General features: G+C 40.3%; 16 protein-coding genes. 14 read left to right on the top strand and 2 right to left on the bottom strand.

What is annotated here, in order from left to right; genetic code table 11:
- Window positions 1–252 precede the first annotated feature (252 nt).
- The 8 genes from MKZ13_RS23235 (at window position 253) to MKZ13_RS23200 (ending at window position 13,633) form a co-directional block, all read left to right on the top strand.
- Entirely contained in the window at window positions 253–1,308 is a 1,056-nt protein-coding gene (locus MKZ13_RS23235; RefSeq protein ID WP_339178558.1) for an MBL fold metallo-hydrolase, read from the top strand.
- 4 nt (window positions 1,309–1,312) lie between these two features.
- The gene (locus MKZ13_RS23230) at window positions 1,313–2,668 is read left to right on the top strand and encodes an ABC-three component system protein (RefSeq protein ID WP_339178556.1); all 1,356 of its coding nucleotides are present in this window, start codon (window positions 1,313–1,315) and stop codon (window positions 2,666–2,668) included.
- Window positions 2,665–3,231 (top strand): ABC-three component system middle component 1, encoded by a 567-nt coding sequence (locus tag MKZ13_RS23225; protein WP_339178554.1) that lies wholly within the window; start codon window positions 2,665–2,667, stop codon window positions 3,229–3,231. Before MKZ13_RS23230 ends, MKZ13_RS23225 begins: the two co-directional genes overlap by 4 nt.
- A complete protein-coding gene (locus MKZ13_RS23220; protein ID WP_339178552.1) occupies window positions 3,221–6,355 on the top strand; it encodes a hypothetical protein in 3,135 nt (1,044 codons plus the stop codon). Before MKZ13_RS23225 ends, MKZ13_RS23220 begins: the two co-directional genes overlap by 11 nt.
- A gap of 137 nt (window positions 6,356–6,492) precedes the next feature.
- Window positions 6,493–6,762 carry a hypothetical protein gene (locus tag MKZ13_RS23215; RefSeq protein ID WP_339178550.1) on the top strand — a complete coding sequence of 90 codons (270 nt, stop codon included), beginning with the start codon at window positions 6,493–6,495 and terminating at the stop codon, window positions 6,760–6,762.
- A 199-nt stretch (window positions 6,763–6,961) separates the two neighbouring features.
- Window positions 6,962–7,999 carry an ROK family protein gene (locus MKZ13_RS23210; RefSeq protein WP_339178547.1) on the top strand — a complete coding sequence of 346 codons (1,038 nt, stop codon included), beginning with the start codon at window positions 6,962–6,964 and terminating at the stop codon, window positions 7,997–7,999.
- A gap of 334 nt (window positions 8,000–8,333) precedes the next feature.
- On the top strand, window positions 8,334–9,533 hold the full coding sequence (locus MKZ13_RS23205; RefSeq protein ID WP_339185437.1) for an MFS transporter: 1,200 nt from the start codon (window positions 8,334–8,336) through the stop codon (window positions 9,531–9,533).
- A 305-nt stretch (window positions 9,534–9,838) separates the two neighbouring features.
- Complete coding sequence (locus MKZ13_RS23200) at window positions 9,839–13,633, top strand: DUF4073 domain-containing protein (RefSeq protein ID WP_339178545.1); 3,795 nt, start codon at window positions 9,839–9,841, stop codon at window positions 13,631–13,633.
- 181 nt (window positions 13,634–13,814) lie between these two features.
- On the opposite strand, the gene MKZ13_RS23195 is transcribed toward MKZ13_RS23200, so the two are convergent.
- Window positions 13,815–14,420: a DedA family protein gene (locus tag MKZ13_RS23195; protein WP_211082661.1), complete on the bottom strand. Its 606-nt coding sequence runs from the start codon at window positions 14,418–14,420 to the stop codon at window positions 13,815–13,817.
- A 326-nt stretch (window positions 14,421–14,746) separates the two neighbouring features.
- Between MKZ13_RS23195 and MKZ13_RS23190 the strand changes: the two genes are divergently transcribed.
- From MKZ13_RS23190 to MKZ13_RS23165, 6 genes are all read left to right on the top strand, one after another.
- Window positions 14,747–15,070, top strand: a complete 324-nt coding sequence (locus tag MKZ13_RS23190; protein WP_339178541.1) for a hypothetical protein — start codon at window positions 14,747–14,749, stop codon at window positions 15,068–15,070.
- A gap of 254 nt (window positions 15,071–15,324) precedes the next feature.
- Window positions 15,325–15,627 (top strand): AbrB/MazE/SpoVT family DNA-binding domain-containing protein, encoded by a 303-nt coding sequence (locus MKZ13_RS23185; protein WP_017687001.1) that lies wholly within the window; start codon window positions 15,325–15,327, stop codon window positions 15,625–15,627.
- Window positions 15,624–15,959 (top strand): type II toxin-antitoxin system PemK/MazF family toxin, encoded by a 336-nt coding sequence (locus MKZ13_RS23180; protein WP_339178538.1) that lies wholly within the window; start codon window positions 15,624–15,626, stop codon window positions 15,957–15,959. Before MKZ13_RS23185 ends, MKZ13_RS23180 begins: the two co-directional genes overlap by 4 nt.
- Window positions 15,960–16,197: 238 nt before the next feature.
- The gene (locus tag MKZ13_RS23175; RefSeq protein WP_339178535.1) at window positions 16,198–19,365 is read left to right on the top strand and encodes a GNAT family N-acetyltransferase; all 3,168 of its coding nucleotides are present in this window, start codon (window positions 16,198–16,200) and stop codon (window positions 19,363–19,365) included.
- A complete protein-coding gene (locus MKZ13_RS23170; RefSeq protein ID WP_339178532.1) occupies window positions 19,352–20,230 on the top strand; it encodes a TatD family hydrolase in 879 nt (292 codons plus the stop codon). The genes MKZ13_RS23175 and MKZ13_RS23170 overlap by 14 nt, the downstream gene beginning before the upstream one ends.
- A 264-nt stretch (window positions 20,231–20,494) precedes the next feature.
- Window positions 20,495–21,658, top strand: coding sequence for an iron-containing alcohol dehydrogenase (locus tag MKZ13_RS23165; RefSeq protein WP_221824569.1), 1,164 nt, complete (start codon window positions 20,495–20,497; stop codon window positions 21,656–21,658).
- A 154-nt stretch (window positions 21,659–21,812) separates the two neighbouring features.
- Here MKZ13_RS23165 and MKZ13_RS23160 read toward each other — a convergent pair whose 3' ends face one another.
- Window positions 21,813–22,238 carry a hypothetical protein gene (locus tag MKZ13_RS23160; protein ID WP_221824568.1) on the bottom strand — a complete coding sequence of 142 codons (426 nt, stop codon included), beginning with the start codon at window positions 22,236–22,238 and terminating at the stop codon, window positions 21,813–21,815.
- Window positions 22,239–22,510 lie beyond the last annotated feature (272 nt).

The raw sequence follows: 22,510 nt of genomic DNA, 5'->3' as shown, positions 1-22,510 counted from the left end.
CGTTATTAGGATAGAGTCTTTTTTGGGGGTTGTCAATGAGGTGAGGAAGGGGACTTTATGTGAGAAATACTCTAACACAATAAATATTCTTCCAATTTCTTGATAATATTTCGGAATAGCAAATATCAGTATAAAGAAAGAGAACACTAGTTTGGAAGGTATTGGGTAACATTATAGCGAAATCTGTAGAACCAATACCATGAATGTTGTGTTGCTTTATGATGGAAAAATTAAATTATACATGGAGGTAAGATGAATACTGAAATAATGGCGCTACCTGCGTTGGATGGAGACTGTTTTTTGATAAAATTTGGGGAAAAAAAAGATATAAAAAATATCTTAGTTGATGGAGGAAGAGGGCCTATTGGTTTTCAAAAATTAAAAAAAGAAATACATAATATGATTTTAAAAAATGAATTCATTGATCTATTAGTTCTTACACACGTGGATCGTGATCATATTCAAGGAATATTATCACTATTTAAAGACAAAAGTATACCCAAAAATATATTTAGGAAAATTTGGTTTAATTCAGGAAGGGTTTTATATGAATATTTTAGTAACGAAATACAACAAAATAGGGATATCTACCTAACAGACACCGAATCATCAAGAGTTAGTATTGCTCAAGGCATTCAATTTGAATCTATTATTGAAACTTTAGGTATTTCAAATAAAGATATAATTAAATCACTTGATTACTTTCAAATTGAGGGTGCAACATTTACTATATTATCTCCAAACATAGAAACTTTAACTAAATTACACGAAAATTGGGAAACCGAGTTGGGTGAAGAGACCTCTAAAATCAGTTTTTCTACACATTCCAAAGATAGATTTGATATAGATCAGTTGATAAATGATAAATTTATTGAGGACAAAAGCTTACCCAATAAAACAAGTATAGCTTTTATATTTGAGTATAGAAACAAAAAAATAATGATGTTAGGCGACTCTCATCCATCCATTATTGTAAATAGTTTAGAGGCATTAGGATATTCAAAAAGAAATAAGTTGAAAATTGATTTAATGAAAGTATCTCATCATGGAAGTAAGTATAATACTAGTGATGAGCTTCTTCAAATTATTGAATGTAGAAAATTTTTGATTAGCACTAACGGAGTAAAACATGGTGTTCCTGATAAGGAATGTTTGGCGCGTATCATTAATTCTAATAAAGATAAGACATATTTATATTTCAACTATAAACAACGAAGTGATATTTTCACAAAAAAAGATATGGAAAACTATGATTTTGAATGCATTTTGCTAAATTCAAATCAGTACAACTATCATTTGGAGGTCTAATAGATTGTTTAGCGATAATTATTCTCAGATGGCTGTTAGAATTCAAGTGGGTGGTACTAAACCTTCTCTAGGTAGTGGTTGTTTGTTTCAGCCACATTCAGATGAATATTCATATGTCTTAACAGCAAAGCATTGTCTAATAGGTAAAGATTTTGATAACCCAAATGTTTTGGAACTATCTGATATTAGTATATTCAGAGATTCAGATTTTGGAGGAGAAAAATTGAATGTGATATCTTATAAGATACATGAAGATGACTCTTATGATATTGCTTGTATTATTGTGAAAAAAGTTAATGATCTCCCCAATCTATTAATGGGTGAGCCACATAGGAACTGTGAAATTATCTCTTATGGATACCCGTATATCTTGAATGATCGAAACATTTGTGGGCAATTATTTGAAGCTAAAATTATGCATATTCAAAGAAATGAGCAAAAGCAGTTTACAGCGAAGGTAGATGTGGGATTTTTAACATATGAGAATGATGCTTTGACAAATATTGAAGGATACTCTGGATCGGCCGTATATATTCAAGAGAATGAAGGTTTACTTATAGTTGGTGTAATAATAGAACTTAAACATCCATCAGGTGTTTTTTCTGAGTTTATTGTTGAAAATATATCAAGCTTCAACGAGTTCTTGTTGGCAAATTCGTTGAAGCCATTGGAGCCAAGTTGTTTATCAACATTTGATTATTATTTCCATCATGCATTTTTAGGATATAGTGAATTCGAAAGGTCTTGGTTGAAACAAAAACTGCAAAGTTCGGTTAGTGCGGAAGTTACTCCAGCAAAAATTAAAGATGTTCTTAGAGAGAAATTATTGGTTCCTTATTCGGATTATAGTGAATCGGTATCTATTCATGATGATTTATGGAGGGGATGGGTATTATTATTAGTTGCGCTAAGTCATGATAGTAATTTTAAATTAGAGTCAAAAGACCTATCATCCCCTATTCTTTTATATAAAACTAATTCTGAAGCCAGAAAAGATCCAATTCATCACTTTTTCGTTAAAAGATTTTATAACTTCCATGACTTTATTGAACACATTGTTACTAAAGATAATATTTATGATGATATTCGCCAAGACGGAATAATCATTGTAAATAACTCTGGATCATTCAAAGCAGCGGCTCTAAATAAGTCTCAGATAAAAAATATAATAACCGATATTTCACAAACTAAACCACTAAATGGAGTAATTAATATTGATGACCCAGAGATCGACAAAAACATTTCTGTATTTCATTTGAAGAAATTTGAAAATATTTTCGAATCGGTAGACTGGAATAAGGATCTTAATACAATCGATCAAGAATTAAAAATAGAGTTAGAAAGGGTATTTGAAAAATGATAGAACAGAATAATATTATAATCCCTAAATTAGAACTAGATAGTCAACAAAGTTTAGAGCACTTGCTATGTTGGGAAAAAAAAGATCCTAACTTCTCATTTTATATATTCAGTATTCAATTTCATAGCAATGTTCAGTTGGAAGAAATGTGGAAGAAAATCAATAACATCATAGCTACATATTTTCAAAGTAATCTAAATAAAAATGTTGAAAAATGGAATATTTATTTATTTTTCTTTGTTGTAGATAAAGTATCAAGAGATGTTAAATATAAGATTGAACAAGATAAATACTGTTCAAGGAAAATAATAATTGATAGTAATGAAGAATGGTTAGATGAAAATAAGATAATGAATTATATACAAATGCAACTATTTACCTTGAAAATTGAGAAAAAAATTGATGGATTGAATGATATTGCATTGGCAAGTAAATTATTCAACTCAGATAATGCTGAATTAGCTAATCTATTCCTAGAATTCACACAACTGAATAACAAAAAATTAAAAAAAGAAAAAATACAAAATTACTTAAATGAAAGGAGAAAAAGAAATGAAATTTAAATCGATTGAGATTGAAGCATTCCGGGGTTATAACAAAAGTCAGATTTTTGATTTTACAGTAGAAGAAGAAATTATGAATTTGATAGTTATCTATGCCCCTAATGGTTTCGGGAAAACTTCTTTTTTTGATGCGGTTGAGTGGGGCTTCTCTGGAAATATAAAGAGGATATATGGCAATAATCGAGTAAAAGAAATTGCTAATCATGATAAAGGTTACATATTGAAGAACAAAAATAGTTTGAATAGATATGGAAGAGTAGAGTTTATATTAGAAAATAATGAAAAAATTGTTTTAGGAACACCTGTATTAAATGGTAAAAGACAACGTGATGATGATAAGCCAGTTATCTTTCAGTCTAGTGAATTCTTCAAAGAACATCGGAATAAATTGTTTATAAATCAGAATGTATTAACACATGATAAGATAGATTCTTTTTTAAGGTTTTCAACTTCTACTGAAAGATTCAATGCATTAAAAGAATTTTGGGATCACAGTGATGATACTCTGGTGTACAGTAACTTAATCCAAATGAACAAAGACGTTCAAAAAAAATGGGAGGATACCTCTAATAAGATAAGTGCTCAGAGGACTGAACTCAATGCCAGTAAACCTAATGAATTAGTAATTTTGAATGTGCATAAATTGGTAACTGAGGTTTTCAGAAATGATCCGGATAACATGCCAATTATTATGGATGAATCTTCAGATTATGACCAGGCTATGCAAAGTCTTAACAAAAAGTTGTCTGTTTTTGAGACAATAGCGACTCAGAGTAAGAATGAAATTGAAAGGGCAACTAACTTAAGTGTAAGACTTAAGAAGGACTATATTAACTCCAAGAGTTCAATTGCAGAAAATTTTAGTCAGAAAAATGAGTTGAATAAAATTTTAAATACTTTCAACAATTTGAACGTAGAACAACAGAATTTCAAGCAGTATGAAGCAAAGATAGCAGAATTAAATTTAAAAATTAGAGGTGTCACATACTTAATAAATCAATACGGTTTTTATGAAATGATGAACAGTAAAATTGCTGGATTAAGTGCGAGTAAATCTGAGTTAGATAGAAGAATATATAATATTAATGAAGAGATGTTTCTTATTGAAAAAGAGCATATAAATGAAAATCAAGAATATGAATTTCTTATAGAGAAACGAAAAAAGATAAAAAACGACCTATCTTTATTAGAAGATTGCTATAGCAAAATTTCGTCTTTAGAAAAGAAAATATTCTATGAAAATAGAATAAGGAGAATTGAACACTGTTTAATCGAGCAAGGGAAGAAAGAACAACAATTAGAATTTATTATCAATAAGTATAAAGAATATAGAGCTGCAGATAATAATACTTTATGGGGAAAAGTATCAATGGAACATCCATCAGATGATATTGAAGTTCTATATGATCAATGTGTAAAACTGTTCAATAGAAATGTTGAGCTTAGTAATTTAATTGACGAAAAAAACAGTTTATATTCTAAATACAATGGATTAAATGGTGATTTGTTAGAATTAATTGAGTTAGGGACTAAACTCGTTACAGAAACAAAAAATTCTTCTTGTCCCTTGTGTAAACATCAATATAACGATTTCAATGAACTCTTAAAAAAAATAAACAATGACACGAAGTATCTCTCAGAAATAGATATCCTTACTAATCATATAAATATGTTAGAAGAAGAGAAAAATAATAATACTAACAAGCTAATAATACTTAGAGAAGCTTATAACGAAAGTATTAGTACTGCCATAGAAAGTCTCCAAAGTAAATACGTGAGGTATATTGATAAAGAGAAGTATTTAATTGGAAAGTTAAAAAATTCAAAAGAGCTATTCAATAAACATCAAGATAATATAACTTTAATCTATGATTTTCTTATAGGCTATAATAAATCAAACTATTTCGAGGAGACTCGTCAAAAGCTTAATTTAGTTTCACATGAAATAAATTTAAATCTTGAGCGAATGAAAGAGACAATAGGTGGAATTGAAAATTCTATAGAAATTACGAAAAATATAATAATAAGTAAGAAACATGAATTAACTAAATTGAAAAGTAACTTTGAATTTATTAACAATCAAATCTCTGATCTTTTAAATAATAAAGAGTTTAATGAATACAGAAGAATTTTATTACAGGAGTATGAATTGTTAGAAAATGAGAATTTCATTGAGACACTAACACAAATGAAAGATTCTTTTAATGCTTTACTAGTTACCGAAACTTTAGGTTTAAATGAAACAATTAAAAATTACAATAATTTTTTAAAGGAGTTAGAAGGTAAGAATTATGAAAATATTGTTAACAGTGTTAATCAAATTGATGTATTAAACCATGAATTAAATAATATCAAAAACCAATTTTTCACTGAATACAAACTGCTCCTTGATGTAGATGATGTCTCTCTGAATCATTTAGAGCAATTTATATCACAAAAAAATGAAACTAAATCCCAAAATGATAAATTAATACAGGTGTGTAAAGAAGCTATTAACAATCTCGATGTTCTAGAAAAAAATGAGTTATGGATAAGGAAAAAAAATATCTTAAATGATTTATTGGCTGAACAAGAATATGTTGATCAGTTATTAAGAGATACAAATTCATTAGTTTTAACTGGCAAAGAGCATATTCAAAAACAAATAGAAACAAAATTTAATTTAGCAACAATCAACAAAATATATCAAATGATAGAGCCTCACCCCGACTTCACCAATATTGAATTTAGAATAATACAACAAGAGGATAGTCAATTAGGCTTAATGGTTTCAGCCTTGAATAAAGAAAAAACAAAAGAAGAGTCTCCAATACTATTCTTTAGTTCTGCCCAAGTAAATATACTTTCTTTAAGTATATTTTTAGCTAAAGCTCTTGAAAGTAATAATGGTTATAACACTATTTTTATGGACGACCCGATCCAACATTTAGATAGTATAAATTTACTTTCATTTATAGACCTGTTAAGAATAATCACAACAGAACTGGACAAGCAGGTTATAATTGCTACCCATGATGATAGATTTTTTAATTTAGTGAAAAGGAAATTAGATCCAAATTTTTTTAAGTCTAAATTTGTACAACTAGAGTCTTTTGGGAGAATTAAATCTGAAGATCATTATTGATTTTGAAGAAGAATTAATATAGCGCTCTAACTGTTAATGCGCTTTTGTACAAAATTATTAATTTCAATTGTACGTCTTCGCGTACCACTTTCGCCTTTAGTCTATGTTAATCTCTTTTTAACAAAGGAGAGATTAACATGACAAGTACCAACAGCGAAGACCTGTCTTCGCAGTATGCACAACTCGTCCAACAAGAAGACGATTACGTTGATCAACTCGTCACATGCAATAAACTCATCCTAGACGCCATGGAGATAATTTCGAAGCAGGCAGGTGTGCTAGACATGGATACGGTGAAACAAGCAGCATATCACCTTCATGCCATGGAACAGGATCTGAACCGAAAGTTATTTGAAGTTCGACTGGAGAAGAGCATCTTGGCCAATCACATAAGCCAGTCTACATAAACTACCTTAACTAAAAGGACAGTGCAGGATGATATTAGATGATCTTGAACTGTCTTTTTGCTTTCCCGTCCATACGTTTATCGCTCTCAATTTAGCATTGACTTTCCTCCCAAATCCCCCTACACTTCAATTATTAAAACACTTTTAAAAACATTCATTGAATGGTTCGAAATGAACGAAAGGAGGCATATAACTAACTATGCTACCCACATCACACAACACCCAGCAGGTGAAGCGCATTAACGTTGAATTGGTGAAGAACACGCTCCGATCAATGGGCGTAGGCACGAAGGCTTCCATTGCGAACCTGACAAAACTAAGCGTAGCGACATGCGGCACAATCCTTAACGAATTACTCCAAACGGGTGAGATTATCGATCTGGGTCCAGACGAATCGAGTGGGGGAAGACCGGCGAGTCGATATCAATTCAATGCGGACTACGCCAGTGTGCTGTGCCTAATTATTCGAACAGAGGGCGGTATTCACTCCATTACACATACATATGCCAATCTGAACGGAGAGATGGCGGACGAACAGACGCTCATTTTGGAAGAAATTAATGTAACGGTGGTAGAGGATCTAATTGCGAACCTGATCGAACAACACCACAATGTTCAGGCGATTGGGATCGGCATACCTGGGGTGGCGCACAACGGCGTTATTGGGATTTGCGACGTACCGAAGCTGATGTATCAGCCACTCGGGCCAAGGCTTAAGGAGCAGTATGAAGACGTGGAAGTGGTCATTGGCAACGACATGAACCTGACGGTCTACGGACTGTATAACCAGCAGCAGTTTGAGGAAGAGAAAAACTTCGCGGTGGTGACGTTTCCGGAGAACCATTTTCCGGGTGCAGGCTTTATCATTGATGGTCGCCCGCTGACCGGGAATACGCAATTTGGGGGCGAAGTGTCCTTTTTACCTTTTGGCGTATCACGGGAAGAGCAGCTGCGAATGTTGAAAACGACGGAAGGGTTGCAGGAACTGGTGGTACAGACGCTGGTATCCATCATCGCGATCATTAACCCGGCTACGATTGTGGTTACAGGGGATACGATGGACCCGGCGATGCGTGATGACCTGACGCAAGGTTGTTTGGATCGAATGATTCCACTGGAGCATATGCCGGAGTTGATTATTCAAAGAGACACTCGGCGCGAATATGTTACGGGGCTAGTCGCGGTGACGCTGGAGAGCCTGACCTACCGCATCCAGGTGATTGAGAAGCAGTGGTAAAGGAACTGAACGTTGATCAGAAGGATGATCTTTCATCTGATCGAATAAAATTGTAGTAATCCTTTTATATAAGATGAACTATTTCATTAAACAGTAACGGAGAGGACAGAAAAAACCTGAAAAAGCGGAGCGTTCGCCTTTATCACCGGATTTTCCCTTAACAAAAGGGAATGAAAAAAATCTGGGGATAACAGCGATTGGAAGGTTGTTCTGTCATTGGAGTGTCCAGTTTATGACCCTTGTTTCAACTTATATAGACACAATGGAGGAACTTATTTTGAATCAGCAAGCAGGTACACAAGGGAACAAACGAAAGTTCAACAAGCTGTACGCCATGCAACTGGCAACAATCTTTCTGGGATTTATCGTATTCGGGATATCGGAAAATATTAAGGGGCCGGCCATTCCGCGTATTCAATTCGACTTCAATCTGGATGAGAAACAGCTCGGGACGTTATTGTCTCTGAACGCACTGGGGTACCTGATCGCCTGCTCGTTCACGGCTATTCTGGTTCGCAAATGGGGTATCAAGGCCGTCAGCATCATATCTTTTGCATCGATGATCTTATCGGGTGTGTTCATTTACATGTCTCATAACTATCCTCTCTTTGCTTCATCGTACTTCTTCATGTACATCGGTAACGGCATGCTGGAGATTGCTTTGGCGATTCTGGGTGCGCGGATCTTTGTGAAGAACACAGGTACGATGATGAACCTGTCCCATTTCTTCTATGGGCTGAGTTCAACGGTGGCGCCTTTGCTGGCGACAGGGGTGATGTCGTTGAGTGTGTTCGGACACGTACTGGACTGGCGCGGCATGTATCTGGTGATGTTGTCACTCTGTCTGCTGCCGATCATTGCGGCACTGCGCAGCAAGTTTCCGGGGGATGATCTTCCTCATGAAGATCGGACCTCGCTCAAGACGTTAACACGTGATCCAGCCATCTGGCTGATGGTGCTTATTCTTTCTTTTGGCGTGGTATCAGAATTGGCGGTTGGGGGTTGGCTGGTTAACTTCCTGGAGAAAGCCTACACGTGGGACACCGTGAAAGCTTCGGGGTTACTGTCCGCATTCTTCCTCACGTTCTCGCTTGGACGTTTGCTGCTGGGTCCTCTAACGGATCGGATCGGATTTGTACTGTCACTGATTCTGTTCTCGGCTTTCTCGGGAGTGTGTACGTTCGTGGCACTTGCAGGGGGAGAGCGTCTTGCGATTTTCTTTGCAATATCTGGCGCGGGCATAGCGATGATCTATCCAACAGTTATGGCGTTTATCGCACGCAGATATCCGAATGGCAGTGACACCGCGATTACGTTCACGGTTACCTTGATGGGGGTTGGTAGTGTCATTGGTAACTATGTGATTGGCTGGGTGATTGAGGGCGTGAAGAATCTGTACGGTTCAACGACTCAGTTGGGACTGCTGCGCGGACTTCAAGCGGGATATGGATTCATCGGTTTATGTGCTGTGATCTGTGCGGCATCTGGCGTAGTGTTGTACGTGTATTTGAAAAGAAGGCAGGAACTGATATAGATAATATGATAAGTGAAGTTTCTTTGATAACTCTTTCTCATCCAATTATGGAGTGGGAAGGAGTTTTTTTATGCTTCATGACAGATTTTCATGTGTAGACAGGGAACAACGGAGTAATTGCTACGATATATAGCTTGGGTTCAACTATTCTCAAATGATACAAAATAGTACTATTTTCCTTAACGATCAGAATATTTTGGTAATTAATTATTGTTATAAGCTAAATTACATATTATGATGTATAGGTCTTTTGGTTCAATATTATACAAAAATCAGGAGAAAAGACTTAATCATTAGGAGGCAATATGGATATTTCGAAAAAACTGGGTGTAGCAGCTATGGCAACGATAGCTCTTACGCTAAGCACGGCAATTCACTCCAACGTGTCGGCAGCATCCGATCCGTTCAAAGATGTTGCACAGGCATCGCCTTGGGCAAAGGGACTTATTCAAGAAGCTCAAGAGAAGATGTTCATGAATGGAGATCGTGAGGGTTATTTCCACCCCTTACAGGAGGTAACTCGCCAAGAAGCGGCAGTCGCGCTTGCCAAATTAATGGGCCTTCAATTAAGCAACAATGTGGTTTCTTCATTTACAGATGTTGCTCCTGGTTCATGGAGTGAAAGTGCGATTAATGCGGTACAAAAAGCAGGATGGATGAATGGAGATCGTAACGGAACATTTCGTCCTAAAGCAGTAATTACAAGAGAAGAATTAGCTTCCATTTTGGCCAGAGCTACACAAGTAGATGCAGTGGCAGTTCAAGAAGATGAGCTTCCAGGTATTAAGGATAATCAGAAAATATCCGCTTGGGCTAAAAACTCAGTTTCATCCATTGTTTCATCAGGTTTGATGACAGGAAGTAATGGAAGCTTTCATCCACAGAAACCAGTACTTCGGCAGGAATTGGCAGCTATTTTAGTAAGAATGGATTCTAAGACTACAATCAATAAACTTCAAACGATCAAGAAAATAGAAAATGGAATGGTGACGATTGGAAATACCAATTATAGTGTGACGGAAGCATTAAAACCGCTTTTCTCGGAAAATAATGTAGCTGCACTTGCTAACGCGGGAGTTCGTGTTGAAACCGTAGATGGTCGTATCACCAAGGTATTTGAACTAAAACTTCTTACGCCAGGTCAGGGAGCAGAATCGGGTAAAAAAGAGTTCTCAGGTAATACCGTACTAGATGGCGGACAAGCAGTCATTGAAGGCAATGTAAAAGTTGCAGCTGACTACATAACGATTAAGAATATCAACGTTAGTGGCGATTTGGAAATTACGAAGGAACTCGAAAATGACTTTTACGCAGAGAAAATTACGGTAAAAGGTACAACATACGTTAAGGGCGGAGACAATAATACGGTCGTATTCGACCATTCGTCACTCCAAGGAATGAATGTTACCAAGGAAGATGTTCGGGTTGAAGCAGTAAATAAAACGGTCGTTAAAGAAGTCCATATTGAGTCCAAGCTCTCTGGATTGTGGGGGGATGAATCCGTCACATATGAGAGTGTAACTGTAGGAGAAGGTGTTCAAAATACTTCATTGTATGCCCACATCCAGAACTTGGAGATCAATACAGGTAATAAAGAAACAACAATTTCTGGAACAGGTCATATCGAATCGGTGACCATTAAAGGTTCTGGCACAATTGCACTACAAGGTACCGGGGTAATAGGGTCCGTAACGATTACAGATAGTGCCAGCCAAGTGTCACTCCCAGCTAACGGTTCCATTCAACGTCTAGTGCTTCCAGACGGAATAGCACCAGAGAGAGTGATTGCAAACTACGATAAAGTAAAAACACAGATCGCTACGATTAACGGAGCATCGAATCCAGCTTACGTACTCCCAAGTTCAGGAGGCGGTAATTCTTCCAATAGCGGAGGTAATGCGGGGAACTCCGGAGGAGGAACGCCTTCTAATCCGGATACAACACCAACACCAACGAATCCGGACCCAATAGCATGGTATCCGTACACTTACAAGAGTTATCAAAACCGTACAGAAACTTCGGCTGATGGTTTGATGACCACGAACAAAACGGGTACGGTCTATTACATGGCTGTTCGTTCAGGTGATAATGTACGTCCTACAACTGAACAAGTGAAGAGTGGAATACTTCCTAATAACCTGCCTTCAACACATGGTATGTTTTCTATAACAGCTAACCAACCTGTAACCTATAAAATAGAAGGCCTGGAACCGACCAAAGCATACAGCATGTATGCCATTTTCAAAAATGGAGAAACGGGTCAGGAAACGCAACCGATGCTTATCCATTCCGTTATGAATTATCTTGCGAATGACATTAGTGTTCTTCCTTATGAGAATTCAAACTTAAGTCAGATTAGAATTCAGTTCACTGGCTTACTTACTCCTCCGGCTACAAGTACAACTAACCCGTCTGCCATAGTTAAAAATGGTCATCTTCGAAATTATGGATATGGATTTATTGAGATTAATTCAATTGACTGGGATCTAACCATTCCCAATATGCCTATTATGAATCTGAATTTTGACCCGGTAACATTGGGAGATGGAACGTCTTATAGATTAGACTGGACCTACGTAAAAGATGCTCTAAAGATTAAATTTACAGAACAAAATGGTTCTCCAAGTGCCCATTCATTTGGCGGACATGGAAGTTACTCAGGTCCCGAAGTGGTCTCATTGATCACCAAACAGTTATCCATAGAAACGGGTAACACGATCGATCCGTTAAAGGGAGAAGCAGTCATGCACATTCTTGGTGTGTATCCTTCTCCGTTGAAACAGGAATTGGGGTTGGTGGAGTTCAATGGACAACATTATCAGAAAGCTCTTGTGGAAGCAGGCACATATTCAACATTTGCTGATGTGAAAGAAATCATCTCTGCAGTGAATACACAATATCCTGCACCATCAGCGAATGAATCAAATGCGATTAAAACTATGAATAACGCTGTAAATGCAGCAAATATAGAGTCAACTCTAAAAAGATACGCAGCCATTTTAAATATTGATGTTAGTGCGTTTGATAGGCTCAATAGCTTGGCGCGTAAAGAGATTGCTCAATCCATTCTTAACCAAAGAAATGTACTTCCTGAAAGTGAATTCTCTAGTATTCAAGAGATCAAGTCAGCATATGAAGAAGCGTTTTTGGCAGCTTCTAATATCCCTCTGAACTTAAATTTTGTGGATACTGATGCCACACCCGGATCTGTTGGAGGCGATATTACATGGACTCCAGCTACAGACGAGAACTCGGTAGTATCTTATGAAATTCTTTGGGGAAGCAACGGACGAAGTACATCATCGATTGCAACCGTAGACAAGAATGCAGGTAACCGATATAGATTGCAATCAGGAACGTTTTTAACTACTGACACCACCCAACTGTTTATTCGAGCTCTACTAAAAGATGGAACGTACACCCCATCAATTTTTATCGATGTAAAAGATACATTGCCTTCAGCTCCTGAGAAACCAGTCTTGACTGAGGATGAAACTAAAAATATCATCATTGGCGCTGATGCTTCAATGGAATTTTCGGTAGACAATGGAACGACATGGATTCCATATGATGAGCAGGATCCACCGGTTTTCCCAGGTAAAGCAAGAGTACAGGTTCGTTTACAAGCCGATCCAGTAAATCAAATACCTGCTGGAAAAACAGCATCTCTCTCCTTTTCGGATCAGGTAGGAATACTTATTTATCATAATGATAGTACCAACAAATTCGATACCATGTATATATCATCAGTTATGGAGTATTCATCCGATGAAGGAGGAAGTTGGACCTCGTACGATGAGGTGAATCCACCTGAATTTCCAGGGGATCTCACCATATTGCTTCGTGAGAAAGGTGGCAAGTATCTTCCAGCAGGAACTGCTAAAAGTTTTGTATTCACCTCTAATGTAAATGTGAAAAGAACGGGTAATTCACTTGCACCACTCACGTCAACTCTTGAGTATTCCATGGATGGAGTAGATTGGATTGAGTTTAGTCGGGATTTAGTTGTCTCCCTTCAAGCCGGAGAATCGGTTCAGGTTCGGGAAGCAGCACGTAATCTTTTGCCAGCTGGCGCAGCAACGACATATAATTTCGAATAAATAGAAATATCAAAGGGAGAATCTCTAAACGATTCTATACCCAACAATCACAATAAAGCCCCGCTGATTTTTTAAATCAGCGGGGCTTTACATAACATATAAATTAGATGAGTTTTTTCATAAGACTATTTCAAAGAATCAACATCAAACTTCCCATCTCTTTTCCCCTAACTCAACAAGACTATGACTTGTTCAAAGCCGTTCTTCTTTTCCAACGTTTCAAAAGCACGTACAATCCAAAAGCACCTAAGAAAACAACCGCTGCCGGAACGATATAAGGTTTAACAATCTCGTCCACGTGCTCCCATTGAGAGCCTAATTTGAAGCCTAAGTAAATGTACAATGAGGTGATCGGAAGCATGGCCAAGAAGGTAAAGATACTGAACTTAAACACATTCATCTTAGCCATTCCACATGGGATCGAGATCACGGTCCGAATACCGGGTACAAAACGTCCATAGAAAGCTACCCCGCTGCCATATTTCTCGAAGAACTTATCGGAAGCGTCCAGATGGTGGGGGCGAATCAAGAAATACTTGCCAAATTTTTCGACCATCGGTCTGCCACCGTATCGTCCCAGGGCATATAACGTCAGAGGTCCAAACGTACCACCTACGGTACCAGCGAGTATAGCCAGCCAAAGCTTCATATCCCCAAGATACACCCAATATCCCGCCATGGGCAGTACAAGTTCAGCAGGTACGAATTCAAACGACAAGGCAATAACCAGACCTGCGTATGACAAATCTTTAAAAAAGAGTATAAATTGCGTGATCCATTCTGTCATGCTTTCCCTCCATGAATCTATCTTTTTTTATATATAAAAGAAACACTCCTGTACAAAGAGTAACAATAGCGAATAGAGCTTGTCAAAGTTCACATGAATATCCATTTCAGGACATACTGCGGCAATATGTTTGCCCGTACATAAGGGTTGCATGGATTCATTGACACTTCATACAGAAGTGGATACCGAGGCAATGATATAATGCTCTGAAAATGCTTCCAATTATAGTATGATAAGACTATCACTAGCTTCTTCACCATCCTGTACATAAAGAGAAGGAGATCAGAACATGACCGAAACTTCGATTATCGACCAGATCCATACTATTGAATACGCCCCCTCTTACGCTGCTGTGCGCAAGACCGTGGAGGCCGGATGGCCGACGGGAGTGTGGTTTTGATTTCTTTGACTATACGTGGAAAAAGGGAGATGTCTCCCTGCGGGCTGCATTTGAAAAGTCGGGTCGAGGGCTGACTGCCCTCGAAACACCGGATTACGAAATCTCTACAGAGGTCGATGATCATGATCTGGTTTTCGGTTCCAGCTATAAGGTTCGCTATCGCATTAAGAACACTTCTGCGTCCGAACTGGCAGTCGAGATCAAGGCACATAATACAAGGGTAAGTTACCGAAGGACTATAGCTCCATAAAACAGGGGCAGTCTGGACTTCATTTTTTTCGTCTAAGGCTTACAGCTGTTTTTCATTGTTGGGGATGATCTGACTGCGAAACCTCGTTTCGACCAAATGAGGTTTTTTTATATGCTTATTTTGCTTTATACCAATGGTATATCTATTCATAATCATAGGCTGTACAATCATTATTTTATGGTTGAATACAATGTATCCTTTTATTGTTTCATGTATATCATATAGATATACAACTGTAGGGAGGTGAGGTATAATTGGAGCATCAATCAAACGAAAGGCGTGGGATTGCCATGACTACAGCCACACTTAGCAAATGGGGAAATAGCAGTGCAATTCGCATTCCTAACCAATTGCTTAAGCGTCTTAATCTGGAAGAAGGCTCGGAAATCGAGATTTTGGTGACAGAAGATAATGAATTGTTGTTGCGTCCAAAAACCAAGCCTGTAGAGTCCAATGAGGAACTACGTAACCATCTAAAGACTTTGCTCTCTAAAGTGAAACAGGATACAAGACATGAAGAAATAGACTTTGGTACTGAAGGGAACGAGTTACTTTGATTATTCCCAAACGAGGCGATCTGATATGGCTTGACTTTGATCCTCAAGCGGGTCACGAGCAAGCCGGGAGACGACCGGCTATTGTTCTATCGGAACTTGAATTCAATGAAATAACGGGTTTTGCCGTTGTATGTCCCATAACGAGCCAAGCCAAGGATTATCCTTTTGAAGTTACATTACCAGAAGAGCTGCCATTTTCAGGTGTTGTTTTGACGGATCAGTTGAAGAGTCTTGATGTGCGGCAACGACGTGTCCAAATTGCGGGGCATGCCGAACCAACCTCTGAATTTATGAAATCAGTTCTACGCAATGTCCGTTCTATATTGGCATAATTGAAAATTAGTAGCTGATCATATTCCTAAATCCACGTCTAACTAAAAGACGTGGATTTTTTCTTTCATGCCTAAATAGATTCGTCCATCCTTGACGCTTCTAACAAGAGCTTCCGAAAGGCACATATAAGTTGGAAAGAAAGATTTTTAATTCTCTGAAAATGCTTCCAATTATAGTATGATAAGACTATCACTAGCTTCTTCACCATCCTGTACATAAAGAGAAGGAGATCAGAACATGACCGTAACTTCGATTATCGACCAAATCCATATTATTGAATACGATCCCTCTTACGCTGCCGCACTTGCGGATATGTGGAACCGCAGTAACGAAAGCTGGGGAGGTGGCACCAACCTTAGAACAGAGGAAACAGTTCGCCGTGAGATGGAGAGTTCGTCCAATCTTTATGCATTTCTAGCCGTTCATGAGGAAGAGGTTGTTGGCTTCTGCAGTTTTGCTCATTACCGCTATGACGAGAGAGCGTTATATGTACCGCTGCTTAACGTACGCCCCGACTATCACGGGTATAAGGTCGGACGTAACCTGATCCTGAATGCTGTGCGCAAGACCGTGGAGGCCGGATGGCCCCGCCTGGATCTGTTCACATGGGCAGGCAACACGAAGGCTGTACCGATGTACAAGAAATGTGGATTCTTCTGGGAGAAAAAAGATGATAATGTGCATCTGATGAATTTCATCCCTACCATTTTGCAGACCGAAGCACTTGCTCCATATTTCGAGGAGTTGGATTGGTATGCAGACAGCACGCGTGAACTCGTGGTCGAGCCGGATGGCCGACGGGAACGTGGTTTTGATTTCTTTGACTACACGTGGAAAAAGGGAGATGTCTCCCTGCGGGCTGCATTTGAAAAGTCGGGTCGCGGGCTGACTGCCCTCGAAACACCGGATTACGAAATCTCCACAGAGGTTGACGATCATGATCTGGTATTTGGTTCCAGCTATAAGGTTCGCTATCGCATTAAGAACACTTCTGCGTCCGAACTGGCGGTTGAGATCAAGGGTGAGGATAACAAAAACATTCGATTTGCGCTGGACGTTGCACGAGCAGTGGCTCCGGGAGAAACCATCATCGTGGAAGGTGAGTTTCACCTTGATCCGATTTCAGAGGAACAGAATAACAATAAAACGCATCCTGTGGTTGCCAGCACATGGTTGATCGGCGGTAAGAAAGCGGAGTTCAGGTTGGGTATTGCCCCGAAATTTCCGGCCAAGATCAAGACCGTCTTGCCTGTGAAGGAACTCTATCCAGGCATCCCGGCTGAGTTGGTTCTGAACGTGGAAAATAATGTGGATGCAGAAACGGAGTTCAGCTTGGACCTGCCTGAGGATGAATTCCTTGAATGGGCGGAGCGTTCGGTGCGCTTTACGGTGCCTGCCAAAGGTAAGATGTCTGTGCCAGTGCCTTTCACCTTGCGTTCGTATGGTCTCTATTCCCAAGAAGTAGAAGTGACGGCTGTCCCAGCGGGGAACCATGCGATCTCTTTTACAAGCAAAATTTCTGTACTGATGAAGGGAATCGAAGGGAAATATGGCGGGCAGATTGAGGATCAATGGGTGGCTGTGAATGGCGCATTCTCCCTTCATATGAGCAAACAAGATAATAACATGTGGATTGAATACCCGGGCTCCCGTCATTCATTCTGGTGGACTTATCCGAAGCTGGGTAAGCCGTTTGCCGAAGAGTTATCCAAGAAACAAGCAAAAGAAGTGAATATTTATCCCGAAGGTGAACGTCAGGTTCTTGAAGCACTGTATGACTCAGAGGATTTCCCTGGCTTGCAGATCAAGTCCGTGGTCAAGCTGTCTGCGAATGGAATCGCCGAATTCCACCACGAGGTTGAAAATACACGAGGTACCGCTTGGGAAGAAGACCTGTTTCTAATGAACAACTTCGGGTTTTACGGAAACCGGTTAATTCTCCCGTATCAAGATCGTTTTGTGGATATGGGGGATTCTTACGCTGGCGATCCGAGCCATTGGGACAGCGCCCAAATCACGGAGAACTGGCTGTTCTGTAAGGAGGAGTATGGTGCCAGCGGTATCTATTGGGACCCTTCTCTGAAGTTGCTTCGCCCGGAATACACGCTGGGGTTTCAGCATGAGCTTGGCCGTATTCCCGCAGGAGCCGTTGTGCGGACAAAAGCAACTGTATATGCTTTGAACACGTTTGCCAAATGGTCGGATTTCCGTGCGTTTGCACAGAAGCAGCGTAACCCGATCATTCCGTTGCTGGACAGTCATCTGGATCTCACATTGAGTGAGGGGAATCCATTTGCCCCGGAAGTGCTACAAGCAACGTTGACTGAACACAAACTGGTTCCGCTTGCGGGCAAGCTGGAGCTGTATGTACAGCAGGGTGGTGAACAGGAGGTTATGGCCAATGCTGAGGAATTCAGTCCGGAGCAGAACCTAAACTCCGCCAAGCTGACATTTTCACCAGACGAAGCGGACCGAGACCAGCACGTGAGTGGTTGGAAAGTTCGTGGGCTATACCGGGGCGAAGATCGGATTCAGGAGCGAACTGCCCTTTGGTTCCCGCAGAGCGGAACAGAGGTGAAGCAGAAGATTGAAGAAGGTTCATCTGGACCTTTGTATACCGTAGACAATGGAGTATTGTCGATCGCCGTTGCTCCTGAATTCGGGAGTGTAGTACACTCTCTGAAATATGCAGGAGAAGAATGGTTGGATAGCTCGTATCCTGAACCGGCTCCACGCTCGTGGTGGAATCCGTGGTACGGCGGACTGGGTGTGGGGATTCCGGGCATGAATGGTTTCAGCCGGCAGTTGGAACAAAGAGTCGCTTCCTGGACAGAGCAGAAGGATCAATACGGCAACGTCTGGAAAGGCATAAAGCTGACTACCCGGATTGAGAAGCATGAAGCGAATCGGGGAATCACGATCCACCAGCATTATCTGATGCTCCCTGGTGTTCCTGTGCTATGTACGCTGCTTGCCGTGACAAACGAAAGCGGCCTGACGCTGACGGATTACTCGCTTGCGGAGGAACGTTTCCTCCAGCCTTCATCTGTATTTGCGGAAGGTTGGATAGAACAACCGGGTAAAGATCGATTCCCGCTGGGCAAGGTGGATTTGGGCCTGCCACTTGAAGACCTTTTGCGAGTAGGTTCGGTTTCGCGTGAGAACATGCTGCATGCGGTCCATCGTTACCCGAATCAGAGTGCGTGGGGGTTTGCCAATAATCAGGTGACGGGTCTGAACGTGAATCATCATCTGACACTCCAGCAGGGGGAGACGGTCTGGACGGAGCCGACATATTTGGTTCTGGGACAGATCCCGCTGAGTTCAGCGGATGTGCATGACCTTCTCAAACTGAATTTTGTATCTTCTACCGATGAAAAGGAGGCTTCACATGCCGATCATTGATATTCATATTCATCTGTCGGACATCGACAGCTTTCACCGAACAGCAATCGATCTGTCGAAAGTGGATTACTCTGCCGCTGGTCTTAAAGCGGAGTTTGATAAAAACGACGTCATTCTGGGTATCGGAATGGGGGTTACGGAGCAGACGAAGGGAGCGTTCCCGGATTCCAGTTCCCCTAACCCGATGGGACTTGACCTGGAAGAGGAGGTTCCGTCATTCCTCATGGAATGCGTGGGCATCAACCCTAATGCGCTAGACGGTAAAAACGCTCAGGACGAGCTGGACCGGATTGAAGCTAGACTGCAATCCCCCGAGGTAGCCGGAATCAAACTCTATGCCGGATACTATCATCACTATGTGTATGACAAAATCTATACTCCGGTCTATGAACTCGCAGCCAAGTACAACTTGCCTGTTGTGATTCATACTGGAGACACGTACTCGATGAATGGGTTGCTCAAGTATTCGCATCCATTAACGGTGGATGAATTAGCCTTGCAGCAGCGCGGTGTGAACTTCATGATCTGTCATCTGGGTGATCCTTGGGTAATGGATGCAGCTGAAGTGGTGGCGAAGAATCCTAACGTGTACGCGGATTTGTCCGGTCTTGTGGTGGGGGATCGGCCTCATTTTGAACGGTTCATGAACGAACCTTTATTCATGGATCATTTCCGCCGGGCCTTGGTCTATTCGGATCATTACGAGAAAATGCTGTTTGGCACCGACTGGCCGCTTGCGCCAATCGATCTGTATGCCGAATTTGTCCGCCGACTTGTACCGGAACAGCATCATGATAAAGTCTTCTACGAGAATGCCTTTGGGCTGTTTCCACGTATTGGACAGCGGATTGCCGATCTGGGGTAGAACCTAAGTGCCGAATTCTTAATATCTGAGGGGATGTAGACCATGCATGTTATGGAAGCATGCGATGGTTATATTGAATCCCTGTGATGTAAGCTCCTGCCGCTTTGCTGGCAGGAGCTTTTTTGTCCAGGAAAACAGTGTTTAGCCATGACAGACTCCATACTCATCGGTTATCTCCTTCTTGCCTGTATTTGTTTTTACGAATAAAGAGAACTATAATGGTGGATGCACAAAATTTCAGACTTCTTTGGAGGAACATACGTTATGAGATCTTTTCAGTTTTATAATCCGACCCGGCTGATTTTTGGCAAAGGGCAACTTCAAGCACTACAAACCGAAGTTCCAAAATACGGAAAACGTATTTTGCTTGTATATGGTGGTGGAAGCATCAAACGTAGCGGGCTGTACGATCAGGTAATCAGCCAGTTGAATGAGATCGGAGCAGAGGTTACGGAACTGGCTGGTGTGGAACCGAACCCTCGTCTGTCTACGGTTCATAAGGGTGTAGAACTATGCAGAACACATAACATTGATCTGGTTCTTGCGGTTGGCGGCGGCAGTGTACTTGACTGTGGGAAAGCCATTGCAGTAGGAGCCAATTACGATGGAGACATGTGGGATGTTGTTGTGCGTGAAGCAACCCCGGAAGGCGGACTTCCGCTGGGGACAATTCTAACGATGGCAGCGACAGGCTCCGAGATGAACAACGGTTCAGTAATAACCAATCAGGACACGCAGGAAAAATGGGCATGGTTCAGCGAGTATTCTTTCCCAGCGTTCTCCATTCTCGATCCGGAGTACACATACACCGTACCACTGGATCAGACTGTATACGGCATGGTAGACATGATGTCTCATGTGTTTGAACATTATTTCCATCTGGATACGAATACACCGGTTCAGCTTGGATTCTGTGAGACGATTCTTCGTACCGTTATCGATACAGCCCCTCGTCTGATTAAAGATCCGGAAAACTATGAACTGCGTGAAACCATTCTCTATTGTGGAACAATGGCGCTTAACGATGTCCTGAATATGGGTCTTGCCGGAGATTGGGCTTCTCACAATATAGAACATGCCGTTTCGGCCGTGTACGACATTCCGCATGGGGGTGGCCTTGCAATCCTCTTCCCACACTGGATGAAACATAATCTGGATGTGGATGTAGATCGATTCAAACGTATGGCTGTTAATGTATTTGATATTAATCCTACTGGAAAGTCGGACAAACAAGTGGCTGAAGAAGGCATTGAAGCGCTGCGTACATTCTGGACTTCAATTGGTGCCCCTAGCCGTTTGGCTGACTATGACATCGACGACAGTCAGATTGATGTGATGGCTGATAAAGCGATGCGATTCGGTCCGTTCGGATTCTTCAAAAACTTGCAGCGTGAAGATGTAGTACAAATTTATCAAGCTGCACTGTAATTGTAAATCTCACAATCACTTTGTATAGTGAGTGACATTAAACAAGGACCTTCCTTTAATACTAAGGAACGCCCTTGTTTTTTATTATGACATCATATCTTGTGCGCTCTACCTTTTTTTCTGGACTTCAATGTCATGTGATCCCCTTTTTGAATTAATTCTTCGGTTCAACTACGGCTTCATTGACAGGGGTATCCTTTCGTTTCAGATACATCTTGCTTGGACGATGCAAAAGCACGATGAGCAGGGCGAAGAGATGAATCAGGGTGAACAGGTTACTCTCATTCGGAATGGAAACGAATAGCGCCAGACTCAGAAACGTCACGGTGAGCTTGAACTTTCTTTTGGTGATGAATATAACAGCGAGCAGACTGGGACCGATGATAAACAACATTCTGGCTAAGATTACGCCAGAGGCGTAAGCCAGATCATCTCCTTTGCGTAAGAAACCCAGATAGGCCTCCATGTTCTGGTTGAAGTCAATGAGGAACACGATAAAGGACACGATCACATAGATCAGTTTTACACTTAATAAAATGCGCACGACATTTAATAGCGTGGGTAATGCTGTTTTTACCATATCACTTCTCCTATTCGACATTTAATATAGTAGGCATTTTCGGATTCAATGCGTTGTCCCTCTTCCTGCACGATATGTATTTCATATATTATACGATGTCGATGTCATATTTTGTATTAACCCAAAGTCTTCATTTTCCAATCGTTTGCAGTGGCCTTTGACCTAGTATAACTGGCGAAACAGCTTACAGATTATTTGATATCGACCGATATAAAGTAGATACATAGAATTTGGACTTCATAATGATGAAAATGAAAATGGATGGTGAATGT

This window comes from Paenibacillus sp. FSL R5-0701 (assembly GCF_037973995.1).
Taxonomy (GTDB): domain Bacteria; phylum Bacillota; class Bacilli; order Paenibacillales; family Paenibacillaceae; genus Paenibacillus.
Note: the sequence above shows the minus strand (reverse complement) of the source record. Positions and strands in the feature narration are given on the sequence as shown.